Origin of the sequence: Kitasatospora sp. NPDC098663 (genome assembly GCF_044760075.1) — a bacterium.
Taxonomy (GTDB): Bacteria; Actinomycetota; Actinomycetes; order Streptomycetales; family Streptomycetaceae; genus Kitasatospora.
In genome coordinates this window covers 14,147-29,107 of record NZ_JBIWAP010000059.1, presented here as the reverse complement: position 1 = coordinate 29,107, position 14,961 = coordinate 14,147, and the positions used below count along the sequence as shown (strand labels likewise).

Annotated in this window: 12 protein-coding genes and 1 pseudogene; 6 read left to right on the top strand and 7 right to left on the bottom strand. The window is 69.8% G+C overall.

From position 1 onward, the window contains the following. Positions 1 to 86: 86 nt before the first annotated feature. Genes ACIQVZ_RS37940 through ACIQVZ_RS37930 form a run of 3 tightly spaced genes read left to right on the top strand, consistent with a single transcriptional unit; the run spans position 87 to position 2,047 of the window. A complete protein-coding gene (locus ACIQVZ_RS37940) occupies positions 87 to 623 on the top strand; it encodes a phosphatase PAP2 family protein (protein WP_350887538.1) in 537 nt (178 codons plus the stop codon). Then, a complete protein-coding gene (locus tag ACIQVZ_RS37935) occupies positions 616 to 1,611 on the top strand; it encodes a decaprenyl-phosphate phosphoribosyltransferase (RefSeq protein ID WP_402456560.1) in 996 nt (331 codons plus the stop codon). Before ACIQVZ_RS37940 ends, ACIQVZ_RS37935 begins: the two co-directional genes overlap by 8 nt. Position 1,612: 1 nt before the next feature. Next, a complete protein-coding gene (locus ACIQVZ_RS37930; RefSeq protein WP_402456559.1) occupies positions 1,613 to 2,047 on the top strand; it encodes a GtrA family protein in 435 nt (144 codons plus the stop codon). Positions 2,048 to 2,487: 440 nt separating this feature from the next. Here ACIQVZ_RS37930 and ACIQVZ_RS37925 read toward each other — a convergent pair whose 3' ends face one another. Further along, entirely contained in the window at positions 2,488 to 2,811 is a 324-nt protein-coding gene (locus ACIQVZ_RS37925; protein ID WP_402456557.1) for a hypothetical protein, read from the bottom strand. Positions 2,812 to 2,859: 48 nt separating this feature from the next. Between ACIQVZ_RS37925 and ACIQVZ_RS37920 the strand changes: the two genes are divergently transcribed. Both ACIQVZ_RS37920 and ACIQVZ_RS37915 read left to right on the top strand, forming a co-directional pair. Next, positions 2,860 to 3,288 (top strand): helicase associated domain-containing protein, encoded by a 429-nt coding sequence (locus ACIQVZ_RS37920; RefSeq protein ID WP_402456556.1) that lies wholly within the window; start codon positions 2,860 to 2,862, stop codon positions 3,286 to 3,288. A gap of 190 nt (positions 3,289 to 3,478) precedes the next feature. Beyond that, the gene (locus tag ACIQVZ_RS37915) at positions 3,479 to 3,976 is read left to right on the top strand and encodes a hypothetical protein (RefSeq protein ID WP_402456554.1); all 498 of its coding nucleotides are present in this window, start codon (positions 3,479 to 3,481) and stop codon (positions 3,974 to 3,976) included. A 168-nt stretch (positions 3,977 to 4,144) separates the two neighbouring features. On the opposite strand, the gene ACIQVZ_RS37910 is transcribed toward ACIQVZ_RS37915, so the two are convergent. From ACIQVZ_RS37910 to ACIQVZ_RS37900, 3 genes are all read right to left on the bottom strand, one after another. After that, entirely contained in the window at positions 4,145 to 4,504 is a 360-nt protein-coding gene (locus tag ACIQVZ_RS37910) for a transposase (RefSeq protein ID WP_402456552.1), read from the bottom strand. Between the two features lie 26 nt (positions 4,505 to 4,530). Next, complete coding sequence (locus ACIQVZ_RS37905; RefSeq protein WP_402456550.1) at positions 4,531 to 6,096, bottom strand: HNH endonuclease; 1,566 nt, start codon at positions 6,094 to 6,096, stop codon at positions 4,531 to 4,533. Between the two features lie 611 nt (positions 6,097 to 6,707). Then, positions 6,708 to 7,628, bottom strand: coding sequence for a hypothetical protein (locus ACIQVZ_RS37900; protein WP_402456549.1), 921 nt, complete (start codon positions 7,626 to 7,628; stop codon positions 6,708 to 6,710). Between the two features lie 617 nt (positions 7,629 to 8,245). Between ACIQVZ_RS37900 and ACIQVZ_RS37895 the strand changes: the two genes are divergently transcribed. Beyond that, on the top strand, positions 8,246 to 11,920 hold the full coding sequence (locus tag ACIQVZ_RS37895; protein WP_402456547.1) for an NACHT domain-containing protein: 3,675 nt from the start codon (positions 8,246 to 8,248) through the stop codon (positions 11,918 to 11,920). A gap of 76 nt (positions 11,921 to 11,996) precedes the next feature. Here ACIQVZ_RS37895 and tpg read toward each other — a convergent pair whose 3' ends face one another. The 3 genes and pseudogenes from tpg to ACIQVZ_RS37880 form a co-directional block, all read right to left on the bottom strand. Beyond that, positions 11,997 to 12,551 carry a telomere-protecting terminal protein Tpg gene (gene tpg / locus ACIQVZ_RS37890; RefSeq protein WP_402456546.1) on the bottom strand — a complete coding sequence of 185 codons (555 nt, stop codon included), beginning with the start codon at positions 12,549 to 12,551 and terminating at the stop codon, positions 11,997 to 11,999. An 8-nt stretch (positions 12,552 to 12,559) separates the two neighbouring features. Beyond that, positions 12,560 to 13,027 (bottom strand): annotated as a pseudogene (locus tag ACIQVZ_RS37885) (transcriptional regulator); the annotation flags it as partial. Positions 13,028 to 13,421: 394 nt separating this feature from the next. Beyond that, the gene (locus tag ACIQVZ_RS37880) at positions 13,422 to 14,801 is read right to left on the bottom strand and encodes an IS256 family transposase (protein ID WP_402456545.1); all 1,380 of its coding nucleotides are present in this window, start codon (positions 14,799 to 14,801) and stop codon (positions 13,422 to 13,424) included. Positions 14,802 to 14,961 lie beyond the last annotated feature (160 nt).

Below are 14,961 nucleotides of genomic sequence, written 5' to 3'. Positions count from 1 at the left end.
CAGCGGGTCTGTGGAACCGAGGCGCCGTCCGAGTCCCCCGCATCAGGAAGCGTGCCCCTGCTTCTTTTCTCAGAGGACAATCCAGAATGGCCCAGATTCTCCCGGCGTTGCAACGGATGGACGACCAGGTCCACCGATCGGTCCGTGAGCGGTTCGGCGACAAGCGTTCAGTGGACGTCAGCAAGGCCCTGTCCTGGACCGGCGAGCACGCCGCGGGCTGGCTCGCACTCGGTGTCGCCGGCGCGGTCGTCGACTCCGACCGGCGCGGCAGCTGGCTGCGCGCCACCGCCGCCGTGGCGGGTGCCCACGCCGCCAGCATGGTCATCAAGCGCGTGGTCCGCCGCCCCCGCCCGAACGGCCCCGGCATGGAGCCGCTCGTGAAGACCGCCGGGAAGCACAGCTTCCCGAGCTCCCACGCCACCTCCTCCGCCGCCGCCGTCGTGGCCTTCGCGCCGCTGCTGCCCGCCGGCACCATAGCCCCGGTGGCCGGCGCGATGTGCTTCTCCCGCCTGGTCGTCGGCGTCCACTACATGTCCGACGTGGTCGGGGGTGCCGCGCTCGGTGCCACCGTCGCGGCGGCCGGCCGGTCCTGGATCACCAAGGGACAGAAGACCGATGCCTGAGACCAGCACCCTGGAGTCCAGAACCGAACCGGCTACGGCCACCGCCTTCGCGGAAATGGTCCGCACGGCATCCGAGCCCGACCCCGTACCGGCCGTCCACCCGTTCCGGCTCAAGGCACTGCCCGGCGGCCTGATCCGCAACGCCCGACCGCGCCAGTGGGTCAAGAACGTACTCGTCCTCGCGGCCCCCGGCGCGGCCGGAATGCTCACCCACGCAGCGGTGCTCCGCCAGGTCGGCATCGTCTTCGTCCTCTTCTGCGCCGCGGCATCGGCGATCTACTTCCTCAACGACGCCATGGACGTCGAGGCGGACCGCGCCCACCCGACCAAGCGCCACCGCCCGATCGCCTCCGGCGTCGTGCCCCTGCCGGTCGCCTACCTGTGTGCGGCGCTCCTCGCCGGCGGAGCCATCACCGGCGCCCTGCTGCTCTGCAACACCCCCACCGCCATCGCGCTGGGGTGCTACCTGGTCATGCAGTTCCTCTACTGCACCGGCCTCAAGCACATCCTGGTGGTCGACCTCGCCTTCGTGACCTCCGGCTTCCTGATCCGCGCCATGATCGGCGGCCTCGCCTCCGGGATCCAGCTGTCCCAGTGGTTCCTGATCACCACCGGGTTCGCCGCGCTCTTCATGGTCGCCGCCAAGCGCTACTCCGAGCTCGTCAGCATGGGAGACAAGGCCGCCAACTCGCGCAAGCTCCTCGCCCAGTACAGCGACAGCTACCTCCGCTTCGTCTGGCAGGCCTCTGCAGCGGTGACCGTCCTCAGCTACTGCCTCTGGTCCTCGGACCACACCGTCGGCGCCGATGTCGCGCTGCGCCAGATCAGCGTCCTGCCCTTCGTCTTCGCCATCCTGCGGTACGCGATCTTCGCCGACCGCGGCGCCGCCGAAGCCCCGGAGAACGTGGCGCTGAAGGACCGCCCGCTGCTCATGCTCGGCGCGATCTGGGCGGGCCTGTACGGGTTCTCCGTGCTGGGTACCGCCTGACATGGCAAGCCGTGAACAACTCCGCTCCGCGCTGCCGGAACTGCTGAAGTTCGGGGTGATCGGCGGACTCGGCTACGCCACCGACGTCGTCCTCTTCATCCTGCTGCGCGATGCACTCGGCCCGGTCCTGGCCAAGATCCTCTCCCTCACGGCCTCGACCGCGGTCGCCTTCGTCGGGAACAAGTACTGGACGTTCCGGGAACGACGGGGCGGCGGACCGGCCGGCGAAACCGGCCGGGAGAGCGCGATGTTCCTCGCGGTGAACCTCGTGGGCGCGCTGGTCCAGCTCGGCTGCCTCGGCATCTCGCACTACCTGCTCGACCTGACCAGCCCCACCGCCGACCTGGTCTCCGGCAGCGTGATCGGCATGGCTCTCGCGACCGCCCTGCGCTTCTGGGGCACCAGGACCCTGGTGTTCCGCACCGCTCGGGCCTGATCCCGCCCAGAGCGCCGCGCTCAAACAGTCCTTCGAGAACACGCGCGACCAACTCGGCCGTCAGGGGCCGTGGCGGGATGGCGGGACTGTGTCGGGTGCGGGGCGCCGGTCGGCTTCATCGACCGGCAGCACTGCTGCCGCTGCACGGCCCGAATGAAAGTCGACGCGGCCCGACCGCGGCCGCGTCGACCGGCGGCCTGGCGGGCGGGCACCGGCGCGGCGGCGGGCTTGCCTGTCCGGTGCCGACGGCATCTGGTGAAGGCAGTCGTCATGCCCGCCGTTGTGCCACCTGCTGCCCTCACCCAACCGCGCTCACCCGAACGGGCAGAGGGAACTCCCCAGCCGCACGCCACGCTCCGCGCCGAAACTCCGCACCGGTTGACCCCTGACTGTGTTGTACCGGCGGCGACGGTCCGTAGTCGTCCCTGAGCTGCCGGGGGTCAGTGCCGGACTCCGGCCGCCGTCCACGCGGCGGTGATCTGGCGGTAGGCGTCGATGACGGCCTCGTCCCGTTCTTCGTCGAGTGCGACGGCTGTGGCCACCGCCTTGACCGCCGGCAGTTCGAGCATCAGCACCGCCACCACCTTCTCCAGGTCGGCAGTGATCTGCTCCACCGTACGGGCCGGAGTGACCAGGTCAGCGCACAGGAGCTCCAGGAGCTCGCGCACCACGTCCGTGTCCGGGTCCCCGGCCACCATGCGGCGCAGCACCAGCAGCACGTCCCACAGGGCCTCCAGCTTCCAGGCCGGCAGCGCGTACAGCACGACCTGGCCGGGCGGCCGTCTTCGGGGACGGACTCGGCCAGGGTGGCGATGGCCTGGCGCCACGTCAAGGACGGCGGCACGCTCGCCGGGGCCGAGCCTGGCAGCATCATCGTCCAGGGCGAGGACCTCGCCGGATGGGGCCGCGCCCAGCAGATCGGCTGGGACAAGCTCAGCCCCGCGCAGCAGTGGGCGTGTGAGCACGTCCTCGGGCTGGAGCCGCTGCCCGCCGAGCAGAAGCCGGCCGGGAAGGTGACGCACGCCGAGAAGGAGCAGCGCAACCTCGCCGCCGCCCAGTACCGGGCCCGCGAAGGGCACCTGGACGTCCCCCGCAAGCACAAGGAGCCGCTGGTCCTGGCCGACGGGAGCACCGTGCAGATCGGGCTCGGCCTGTTCATCGCCAACAGCCGCAGTCGACGCGCCGACATCCCCGCCGAACGCGCCGCACGGCTCACCGAACTCGGCATCCGCTGGGAATAGCAGAGGCGGTGGCTGGACTGGGACCGGCCGGAAAGGGCAGTCCTCGACTTGACCGTACAAACCCTCTGCGCCCGAGTCGGTGAACTCCCTGGCGAGCGACCGTCGAAGTCCCTAGCGCATGGTCAGGGCTGTTGTCAGTGATACGAGGGTTCCGGGCCGTGGACGCTGCGACCTGTGGGACATCTGATGGATGGATTCGGCAGGCGGGGATGCGACGGTGCTCTCGGACGCACTGGATCAGGATCGCCATGGCGGCATCGGCCAGGTCGAGGCGCGGATCGTCGGCACAGGCGCTGGGCTCGAGCGGATGCCCTGGCCCCGGGCGGCGCACAGGGTCACGTTGGAGGAGTTGGCGTCGCTGCGGGCCTTCCCCGTGCGGCGCGGGCGGCGGATCGCTCCGGGGTGGTGGTGGTCGGCGTCGACCGTGCGCCTGGTGCACTACGGCTTCGGTGCGATGCGCACCCAGGTCATGCTGCTGGACCACGATCCCCATGTGGTCGCGCTGGCTTGCAGCTCGGTGGAGCTGGCGTGGCTGGGAGAGGACGGCGCCGTTGCCGTGCATGCCCCGCACCTGATGGCCCGGCTGCGGGACGGCAGCGGCCTTCTGGTCGACGGCTTCGGAGTTGAGTTCCGAGCTGAAGGCCCGGAACTCACGCACTGCACACCGGCCCATATCCACCAGATTTGACCCGGCTTCGCTGTTACGGGGCTTCAACCACTGGTTCGCTCTCGCTACACCTTCTGACCTTGCTGAACGGACCCGCACTGTCTGGCAGTTCCAGCACGTCCCGCTTTCGTCGGGGCCGCTTGCCACCCTCCCCGGCGTTCCCCGGATCAGGCTGCCCCCCAGCTTCAATCAGGCCGCTACGCCGACCCGACGAAGACGGTCTCCCACCGCCTCTCGATCAACACGGCGCCTCGTGGCGCACAGCTCCTGGGCGAAAAAAGCCGATGCGGCCTTGAGGATCTCGCAAGACCGGCGCAGCTCGGTGTTTTCCTTGCGCAGAACGGCCAGCTCCTCCTTCTCGGCGGTGGTCAGCCGGTCGTCGCGCTCGCCCCGGTCGGCCTCGTCCTGGCGGATCCAGTTGCGCAGGGCCTCGTGGTGCACACCCAGGTCGCGGGCCATCTGCCGGATCACCGGCTTCGGATCGGCGGCCCGGTACGCGGCAACGGCTCGCTGTCGCAACTCGGGCGGGTATTTCATCGGTGCAGCCATGGCAGAGGCTCCCTTCTCACGACCTATCAGGCCATGTCCGGCAACCTTCCGCACCTCGGGGGAACCTCACTTGTGCGGTGGGCCTGGCCTGGTGGCGGGGGCAGGATGTGCCGTGCCCAGCGTGCACGGTGCCAGCGGATGCCCTCCAGGTCCACATCGTGGCGGGGGTCGGTCGCGAGACGGCGGCGCACTGTGCCGGTGACCGTTTCCACGACGTGCAGGTCGTCGGTCAGGTAGAGGCCGCCTTGGTCGAATTGTGTGTGGCAGCTCGGACACAGGCACAGGACGTTGCCGGTGTAGTCGTGGCCTCCCTCGCCAAGCGGGCGGATGTGGGCGCCTTCGCTGGTCGCCTGGCGTGGTCCCGGGACCCTCAGGAGGCTTCCGCACATCTGGCACCGGTCGCCGTGCCAGCCCTTGACGTCCTGGATCACCGCGCTGTCCCGCTTCACCTTGCCGTTGCGGCCCCTGGCTCCCCTGGTCGGCACCGCAGCCGAGGCGGTGCCGCGCGCCGCGTCGTGCGGGGAGGACGCCTTCGGCGGCGGTGTCTGCGGGGAGCCGGTTGCGGAGGAGACCTGCGCGCCGGTGTCTCGGAGGATGCCTTCGACGAGGTCCAGGTCGCCGGGGCACAGCAGCTCGGCCCGGTCCCGGCACGAGCGGGACACCAGCGACCACGCTGCCTCGATGTGGCCGCCGGTGATGACCTGCGTCCCCTCGGCGAGGGCAAGGGCCGCAGCGATCCGGTGGGTGTGATCGTCCAGGCGGAAGAACTGGCTTTCAGGCAGCGTCGCCTCGCTGTCGAAACAGTCTTCGGTGAGCCGGATGGGCCAGAACTTCTCGGCGGCCTCACCGGTCATCGTGAAGTCCACCTGACATGCCGACAGATCGTCGTAGAAGTGAGTGAGTTCCTCGACCGCCCGCACCGCCGCTGCGATCACCCGGCGGTGGTCGGGCTCCCTGTGGGGGTCTTCCTGCCTGCGGCGGAAGATCAGGAAACGGGTGGAGGAGGCCGGGGAGGTCTGCGCTTCATACCGCCAGTCCTGCTCCGGCATCTCCCACAACACACCGATCCTTGGCGCAATTCCCACAGGGCCGAGCCTGCGCAGAAGGCGCAGCTCGCTGTCGGGCCTGTACTCCTCTCCGTCCCAGGCGACCCTGAGGGTGCTGGCGAGGAACTCGTCGGAGGACTTCCTCGAGGTGCCGTTCTTGATCGGGCTGCCGGTGAGCAGCATGGAGAACGCGGTGCCGGGCCGGGTGCGCCGGGTGGTTGCGGCGCGGGCTGCCCCGAGGGCCGTTTCGGTGGTGATGTCCGGGTGGAGGCCCAGGTGGGGAAAGCGGCGCGGTTCCAGGCCTGTGTTCTGCAGGGCGGTGGCCAGCGAGGGCTCCTTCTCCTGTGCAAGGAAGGCCCCCCATACAACGCAGGAGCGCCACCCGGGCATGGCCGCTGCGGGAGCCACTGCGGCGGACCACCAGCACACGGCAGCCGCGTAGGCATCCTCCGCGTGGACAGCGTGCTGCAGCGCTGCCAGCCGTGCGACATCGCCCAACGGACCACGTATCACCACACCGGACACCGCGCTCTCCTGTTCTGTCATCGGCCTTGAGGATCATCTATCACCCGCCACCGACAGGCCGTCCGGTGGGCTCCCCCACTCTCCGGCTGCACCGAGATCGTCACCGCTGGCGCCCGTACCACTTGCCGACCGGTGCGCACGCCTGACCGATGTGGGACCGTGGGCGCCCGGCGGCAGCGACGAAGCATCGGCAGGATCGACACCTCCGGGTCTGTACAAGCGATGCGTTCAGCTCGACGTCCAGACCACGGGCGCAACGGCCGCCGTCATTGAAGTACTCCCCTCGCAAGGCCTCGGCGAGGATCTGCTGCGGATCTTTGCCGACAGATCGCGCTGCCGATGTGCCACCTGCGGCCCGCCCCCGCAACAGATGGCAGGCGGACGGCGCGGGGCGGCCGGCGGGGCGGGCCGCGGCTGGGCGGGCGCAGCTGCTGGTGAGCGTACGGCTCCGAGCCGGCTCCATGCGTTGCCGGCACTTCACAGGAGGCGGTCGGCCGCCCATGATGTCCAAAGCGTCGCGCCAAAACGCGTCGGCGCAGCGGGCTCCCCTGCTCCTGGTGCTGCCGGCCGGACGACGGCGGGACGGGTGAGGTCGGCAGGAGCCGGATGGTCTCGGCGTCTGCTGTGCCGGTTCAGAAGGGAAAGCTCTCGTACCGCGGCGCCGACCGGTTCTCCTCCGCTTCCCGGTACCGCTCCCGTGCCGGCGGCAGCGGATCGCAGGTCGCCGAGCAGTAGCGGGGGCGGAATCCCGGGTAGGCGCCTGCGGCAAAGCCGTCGTCGAGCCAGCTCAGGGCGCGGTGGCATGCCACACAGCCGTCCGCCGCCTCCCGAAGCCGCTGCGCTTCCTGTCGTCCCATCCCCCACAGTCGCAGGCGCTCCCGGTCCATCGCGTGGCGGGTACGCAGGATGTCCTCGTACTCGGCGGGTACGTCCCGCTGCTCCATCTCGTCGGGGTCGTCGAAGGCTGCGGTCACGATCGCCTCTGCCACCATCTCCCCCGCCGCCGCCGCGACCGCGGCTTTCATCAGCTCCTCGGCTGGCCAGCCGGGGCTGCTGGTCTCCGGTTCGCCCGGCGCGTGGCACGTCCAGGCCCAGGCCGTGGCGGCCCCTACCAGTGAGGACAGGTCCAGGGCGGACAGGTGCGCCGGGCACCAGGGAACTTTGACGTCCAGAATCCGGTCCTCGCAGCCCTGCTGCCGGCACAGTTCCGCGCAGTCGCCGCCGGCCAGGCCCAAGCCAAAGCGGCGCTTCTGGTACGCGATCAGTACCCGGTCCGGGCCCACGGCTTCGGCCCGCAGTTCGGCGTCCATGCCGGTTGCGGACGCGGACAGCGCGCCGGCCAGTGTGAGTACCGCGCAGTGTGGTACGGCCGTGCCCAGCAGCGCCGACGCGGAGGACGGCGGCGGGTTCCAGTCGTCCTGCGATTCCCAGTCGCTCTCCCATGCCGGGGGAGCCGCCGCGTCTCCCGTGGCGAGGTCCACCAGGAGCTCCTTGAGCGTGAACACCACCGCGTTCTCGGTGCCGGCCCTCTCGCCGGTCACGTCCAGGCTCATGTCCCAAGTCCTTCCTTCACCGGCCGCCCAGGGCCCAACTGTGGCCGGGGCGGCACCCGATGCACGCGCGAACGCTAGCGCGGGTGCCCGGTTCAGTGCCAGCGCCACGCCATGTCCCCGGCATGCTCCCTTTCGACCGGCCCCTCCTCGCGGCTGCGCGGACGGCGGGCCGGGGCCGCTGCCCCTCGCGACGTCCCGACCCGAAGCACCGGGCACCACCGAATCAGGCCGCAACGCGTGCGCCGCGCCGGCCGATGAGCTCGTGCCGGATCCCCCGGTGCCGTCAGGCCCGGCAGTGCCCGCACAGGGCGGAAATCCACCGGTCACCATGGCTGTGCCGTCGCGTCCTGACGCTGCTGCCACCCGCGAGCCACCTCCGCCTCACCAATCCTCCTGCCCCTGTCCGTGGGACCCCGAGCTCGCCGGCAGCGATGTGCCTCGCCGCAGCCGCCGTTCACAGGGAAACGCTTCCGCCGCTCCTCCTCGAGGATCTGCGCGCCCACTCTGGCGCCCACGTCGTGTGACCGCTGGCGCGACACAGCGGCCCGCCGTCCTGTCACGGGGATCCCGTAGGGTCTTACCAACCCGGTGACCGGGGGCGCCGAGAAGGAACAGCGGTGTCGGAGCAGACGGGGCAATACAACTACGAGCGGCTCGGTGAGAAGCCGTTCCAGAAACTGTGCAACGCCCTGTTGGCGCAATGCTTCCCGGGTGTGCGCTGCTACCCGGTCGGTCACAGCGACGGCGGGCGCGACGGCGTCCTGCCCCAGGACGGCAAGCCCGCCACGATCTTCCAGGTGAAGTGGACCAGCAAACCGCTCAAGGACCCGGTCGCCTGGCTGGCCGGCACGGTCAAAGAGGAACGGGCGAACATCGAGCGCCTGGTGTCCAGCGGCGCCCGACAGTACATCCTGCTGACCTCGCTCGAGGGAACCGCGGTGCCCGGGCGCGGCGCGATGGACCGTCTCGACAAACAACTCGCTTCCTTCTCGGAGGAGTTCGGCGTGGAGATGAGGGTCTGGTGGCGGGCGGACATCGATGCCCGCCTCGACAGCGCCCCCGATGCGCTCAAATGGGCCTACTCCGAGATGCTGGCCGGCCACGACCTGGTGCGCTACCTCATCGAGGGAGCGCAGACCGCAGCCTACGACCACCGGCTGCGGACGCTGGTCATGAAGGTCCTCGCCACACAGTGGGAGGAGGATGCGAAGGTCAAGTTCAAGCAGGCCGAACTCACCTCCCACGACCTGGCCGCGCTGTTCGTCGACGTGGAGGCGGTCCGCGTGGCACAGGCGCGGGCGACATACGCCCTGCGGGAGGTGGAGCTGCGCGCGAAGAGCGTCGGCGGCGCAGCGAAGTACCTGCTGGCGGCCCGTCAGCCGTTCACGCTGGTGCGGGGCGAGCCCGGTCAGGGCAAGTCGACGCTCGGGCAGTACCTGTGCCAGGTCCACCGTGCCACCTTCCTCAAGAGGCAGGCGGGACTGGACGATCTGCCCGAGGGGGCGTCCCCGCGTGTCCCACTGCGTGTCGATCTGAAGGACTACGTGGCCTGGCTCGACGGCGGAGACCCGCTGGAGGAGAACCTGGGCGTGACCGGCCGCAGGGCGCCGCGGCGCAAGGCGTCGTTGGAGGAGTTCCTGGCCTACCTGCTGAGGTCTCGCAGCGGCAGGCTGGAGGCGGACGTCGCGACGGTGGACGACATCACCCAGCGCCTGCCGCTGCTCGTCGTCCTGGACGGCCTGGACGAGGTGGCGCGCGCCGAGACCCGGACCCTGGTGGTGAAGCACATCGATGTCTTCACCGCCCGGCTGCAGCACAGCCTCGTGGTCCCGCAAGTCGTCGTGACCACCCGCCCGAACGCGGCCGCGCTGGCCGAGCCGTCGCCGGAGAAGTACGAGACCATCGCCCTGTCCCATCTGAAACCCGACCTGCGCACCGCTTACCTTCGCAAGTGGGCCGCTGCCCGGTCGGTGACGGGGCGCGACCGGCGTGAGCTGGAACGCACCTTCCACCACCGCTCGGCCGAGCCCCACATAGACCAGCTCGCGGACAACCCGATGCAGCTGACGATCCTGCTGTACCTGCTGCACAAGCGCGGCAACTCCGTGCCCACCAACCGGACCGAGCTCTACGCCTCCTACATGGAGACGTTCTTGGATCGTGAGGCGGAGAAGAGTGCCCAGGTCGAGGAGCACCGCAAGGATCTGGAGGAGGTCACCGCTTTCCTGGGGTGGCTGCTGCAGGCGGAGGCGGAGAAGAGCAGCGGGAACGGCCGGATCGTTCTCAGGAAGCTGGAACACTCCATCCTCGCCTACCTGTTCGACGCGCGGAAGAACACGGAGCTGGTGTCGGCCCTGTTCACCGCGGTGACGGATCGGGTGTGGGCGCTGACCAGCAAGGTCCAGGGCACGTTCGAGTTCGACGTGCAGCCGTTGCGGGAGTACTTCGCCGCCCGCTACCTGTACGAGTACGCGGGCGCTGATCAGCGCAGGTTCGACACCTCCCAGGTGCTCCGGCACCTGGTTCGGCGCCCCTACTGGATGAACGTCGCCCGCTTCTACGCGGGATTCGCGCGCGCCAACGAACTCGCCGGGCTGGTCGAAGCGCTGGAGGAGGAGAAGGACACCGGCGGCCGGCAGGTGCTGCAGGTGCTGCAGGTGCTGACAGCCACGTGGACACTGCTGGCGGACGGGGTCTTCAGCGGCCGTCCGCGCACTCAGCAGCGCGCGGCGCAGCTGCTCTTGGACGACCTGAGTGTGACGCTGCTCAGCATCCAGATACGCGACCACCACGAGCTGCCGGTCCTCGCCCAGGACCGTGGCGGCCATGAACTGGCCGCCGCCCTGCTCGCGGCCGTCGACGAGGATCCGAAGTCAGTGATGGCCTCTGACCGGATCAGGGTCGCCTCCCGGCTCCTGAAAGGCTCCCAGGATTTCACGCTCTGGTGGCTGCCGCGCCTGCGCGAGGCGGCCGGCTTCCGGGGCGAGGCACGGTGGCTTGCCCTGGGAGCCGTCGCCCGGGCCGGGGAACACCTCACCACCGAGAACGTCCCTCCCCTCGCCCTTGACACCACCGGCGCTGCGGCTGACGCCGTCGCCGCAGGTCTGGCGCCCGTGGCAGGCTCCGCGACGGAGCAGCGTATGGTGGCCGCGGTGCTGGCCGGCCACTGCTCCGATTCCGCTCCCCTGGGCAAAGGCCGCGCGGCCGATCTGCTGCGCGTTCTGGCCCCGCAGTACTTTCTGCACAAGGCGGCGCCCTCGGACAGCAACTACATGTTCCACCGGGCTGGGACCCATGTCGGCTCCTGGACGTCAACGACCCAGCGACAGACGGCCTGGCAACGCCTGCTCCGGTGGGACCCCCGGCTGCGCCCGGTGCGCGAGGCCTCCAAGGGCGGCCTCGGCCAGCGCCGGACCACCGCGCTGTGGGCCAACACCGCCCGGGCGATCGGCACCGTCTTCGGGCCGTACTGGCTCGCCGCGGAGGCGGCCGTGATCGGTGCTGCCGCCCCCCTCGACGTCTTCGTCACCGGCGGTGACACGGTCAGGGGATCCCAGGCTCTGGGCCCCGACGCCGACTACGGTCTGCTCCTGCAGGACATCCGCCGTCACCGCCTCGACAGCACCTGGTGGGCGCAGCAGTACACAGACCATCCTGACCCGCTGTCCCGAGCGACCTGGGCGCTGGCCCTGATGGCGGTCGCCGATCCGTGCGTGGTCTCGGACCAGATCGGCCCGCTCGACGCGGCCATCGGTGTGCTGCCCGAGGACGTCCTTCGTGCTCTGCTGGCGAGTTCCAGCCGGCTGGCTCTGAACAGGGCTGTGGGCAGGCGGCTGCCGCAGGAGGTGCTGCGGTACGTCGAGGAGGTGAGTGCGCCTGCGGGGCTGATGCTCGCGTATCACGATGCCGAGCAGGGCGGGGTGGCGCTGAAGGGGCTCGGTGAGACGCAGCTGGCAGCGATGGCCCGTTACGGACATGCTTCCTGGCCGGCTGTCTCGGCGCTGACGGCCCGGATGCTGCGCAGCCCCTCCCTCGCGCTGCTGGAGGCGTTGCGCGAGTGCGGGCCCTACGTGTCTTCGCCGCACATGTCCGCCCGCGACTTCCCTCCGCTGACTGCCTCGACCGCCGCGGTGTTCCAGCACATGGTCGACCACCCTGGCGAGTACCCGCGGGAATGGGTATGGGGCGCCCAGGAGACATTGGCCGGCCCGTTCACCGCCAACGGTGATCACTCGTCCCAGCCATTCCTCACGGACATCGCGGCCCGTGAGGAATGGTTCTCCCCGGGGTGACCCCCGTCGAGGCCGGCAGCTGCCTGCGTCGGCAGGCACCACAGACCAGATCGCCGGTTCTTCTTCTCCTTGTGGCTCAGTACTGGACGTCGATGGCCTTGATGCCGGTGAACTCGACGTCCAGCCCCCGTGCGCGTCCGCCGTCCCTGAAATAGACGTCCTGGAATCCCTCGGCCATGATCTCGCGCATCTCCTGGCCATCGGCCCCCTCGTCCTGCGCGGCGAAGAGGCGGGCCGCGTACACCGGGGGGAGATGGACAGTCAGGTGGCGCAGCCGGGGCTCGTCGGTGGTGCCGACGGGGGCGGTGTAACCGAAGTACGCCCACACCTCCACCGTGATCCCCGTGCTGTTGGCGGCCTTCTTGCGGGTCTGGCGGCGGATGCCGGGCTGCCATACCTTCTTCAGTTCGCGGAGCAGAGCCTCGCGCAGCGCGGCGCGCGGGTGTTTGCGCTCGCCCTTGAGATAGCGGCGCACGGTGTTCGGGTCGATGCCCAGGCGCTCGGCGACGGCCTTCTTGTCGCCCTTGGCGGCCTTGACCAGTGCCCGCATCTGGGCCTGCGCGGATTTCGGCAGCGCCTGGGTGAAGTGCTCGGGCGCGGCCCGGTCGATCGCGTCGATGATCTCCTCCACGGCCCTTCCTACTTCCCGTCGACGTCGTTGGCGTCGTAGCCCTTGATGTGGCGGGCCAGGTTGACCTGCTGGGCGCGCTCGAGCCAGTCCACGACGGTCAGCATCGACTGCACGCCCTCGACCTTCGACAGGCCCGGCGTGGCGCCGAGGCGGAAGGTGCCGGGCAGCACGCCCTTGCCGGAGCCGGTCAACGGCAGGAAGTCCAGCGGGGAGGCGCCCGGGGAGGCGTAGACGACGCAGTCGTTGTTCACCCCGAGCGGGTAACGGCCTTTCGCCTTCGCCACGTTGGCCATCTTGCGGTGCATGTTCACCCGCGCCTTGGCGATGACCGCGGCCCGGATGTCCGGGCGCCAGGTCGGCCGCTCCAGCGCCGACCACGGCTCCCCCGGCTTGTAGGTCAGGCCCTGTGGGCGCTCGCGCAGCTTGCCGATCCCGAACTTCACCGTCGACTTCACCGCCGAGAGGACCATGGCGATCTGGTAGTGGCGCCACGCGGCCGAGGCGAGCTGGTCGTCGCCCATCGCCGCCAGATGGGCCAGGCCCTCGGCGGCGAGTGCGGTGCGCAGCGCGCCCAGGTCGGTACCGGCGCTCTTGAGGAGGCGGTGGGCGGTCATGGCGGCGAGGAAGGCGCGTTCGTCGGTGTCCTTCTCTGTGGGGATGCCGGCCTCGGCCATGGTGGTGACGTAGGCCTCGCGCAGGCGGTCGTGCCACGGGTCCAGGTAGGCGCCAGCGCTCTCCCGCAGGTAGGCCTCGATCGGAGCGACGTCGTGGCCGAGTTCGACGGCGTAGGCGACGGTGGGGGTGGTGTACCAGGCGGATCCTGTGGGGGGCGGGTCTGTACAGCCAGCGGTGTAACTCGCTTGGTGTGAGTTACCGGCGGCCGACGGAGAGTCGGCCGTCGAAGGCGATGTCGAATGCCTGGAGTGCGGGCTTCCATCGCATGGTCCAGCGTTTGCGGCCCTGCCCGGTGGGGTCCAGGCTCATGACGGCCATGTAGACGCACTTCAGCGCCGCTTGCTCGTTCGGAAAATGCCCGCGGGCGCGGACGGCCTTGCGGATACGGGCGTTGACCGACTCAATCGCGTTGGTCGCGCAGACCACCCGGCGGATCTCCGCGTCAAACTGAAGGAACGGCACGAACTCGGCCCAGGCGTTCGACCAAAGCCGCACGATCGCGGGATACTTGGCGCCCCACTCCTCCTGGAACTCCAGGAACCGCTCCTCGGCCGCGTCGGCGGTCGGCGCGGTGTAGATCGGCTTAAGCATGCGGGAGATCTTGTCCCAGTCCTGGCGGGCCGCGTAACGGAAACTCGCGCGCATCAAGTGGACGACGCAGGTCTGCGTGATCGCCTGCGGCCAGACCGTGGCGATGGCGTCGGGCAGGCCCTTGAGGCCGTCGCAGACGACCATGCAGACGTCTTCGACGCCGCGGTTCTTGATCTCGGTCAGCACCTGGAGCCAGTACTTGGCGCCCTCGCCGCCGTCGCCGGCCCAGAGCCCGAGGATGTCGCGGGTACCGTCCACCGTCACCGCGAGGGCCACGTAGATCGGACGGTTCGCCATCTGCCCGTCGCGCACCTTCACATGGATGCAGTCGATGAAGATAACCGGGTAGACCGCGTCCAGCGGCTGGTTCTGCCACTCGGCCATCCCGTCCATGACCTTGTCGGTGATGGTGGAGATCGTCGACTTGGACACCGTCGCCCCGAAGACCTCGGCCAGGTGCGCAGCAATATCACCGTGCGTCAGACCCCGTACCGACAGCGACAGCACCATCTCGTCCACGCCAGTCAGGCGCCGCTGGCGCTTCTTGACGATCTGCGGCTCGAAGCTGCCCTCCCGGTCGCGGTGGACCTCGATCTCGACCGGCCCGACATCCGTCAGCACGGCCTTGGCCCGGACACCGTTGCGGGAGTTCCCACTGCCGGTACCGGCTGGATCGTACTTCTCGTATCCGAGATGGTCGGTGATCTCACCTTCCGGCGCGGACTCCAGGACTCGTTTGGTCAGCTGCTGCAGCAGTCCGCCCTCCCCGGTCAGCTGCACGCCGCTCGCACGGGCCCGGTCGACCAACTGCCCGATCAACCCGTCATCCAGCAGATCCGCCGACAGCTCCACCGGCCGGACCTCTTCAACCGTCTCGACGGAGACAGTTACACCGAAGACCGTACAGACCCGACCTGTGGGCCCGAACGCCGCCACCCACCAGCAGCCCGACGACCAGGAAGCGGTCCTCACCGTGCTACTCATCGGCCCGCACCTCTGACACCAGCCCCAGTACCCGGCCCGCGGCTGGCCGATCGGCGCTCAGGCCGCCGGTTCCTGCGCGGTGTCCGAGCGGGCAACCCGTTTGAGCTCCATCCCGGCCTCGTGGTGTAGCCCGAACGGAGGCATGTGAAAGTCAGTGGAA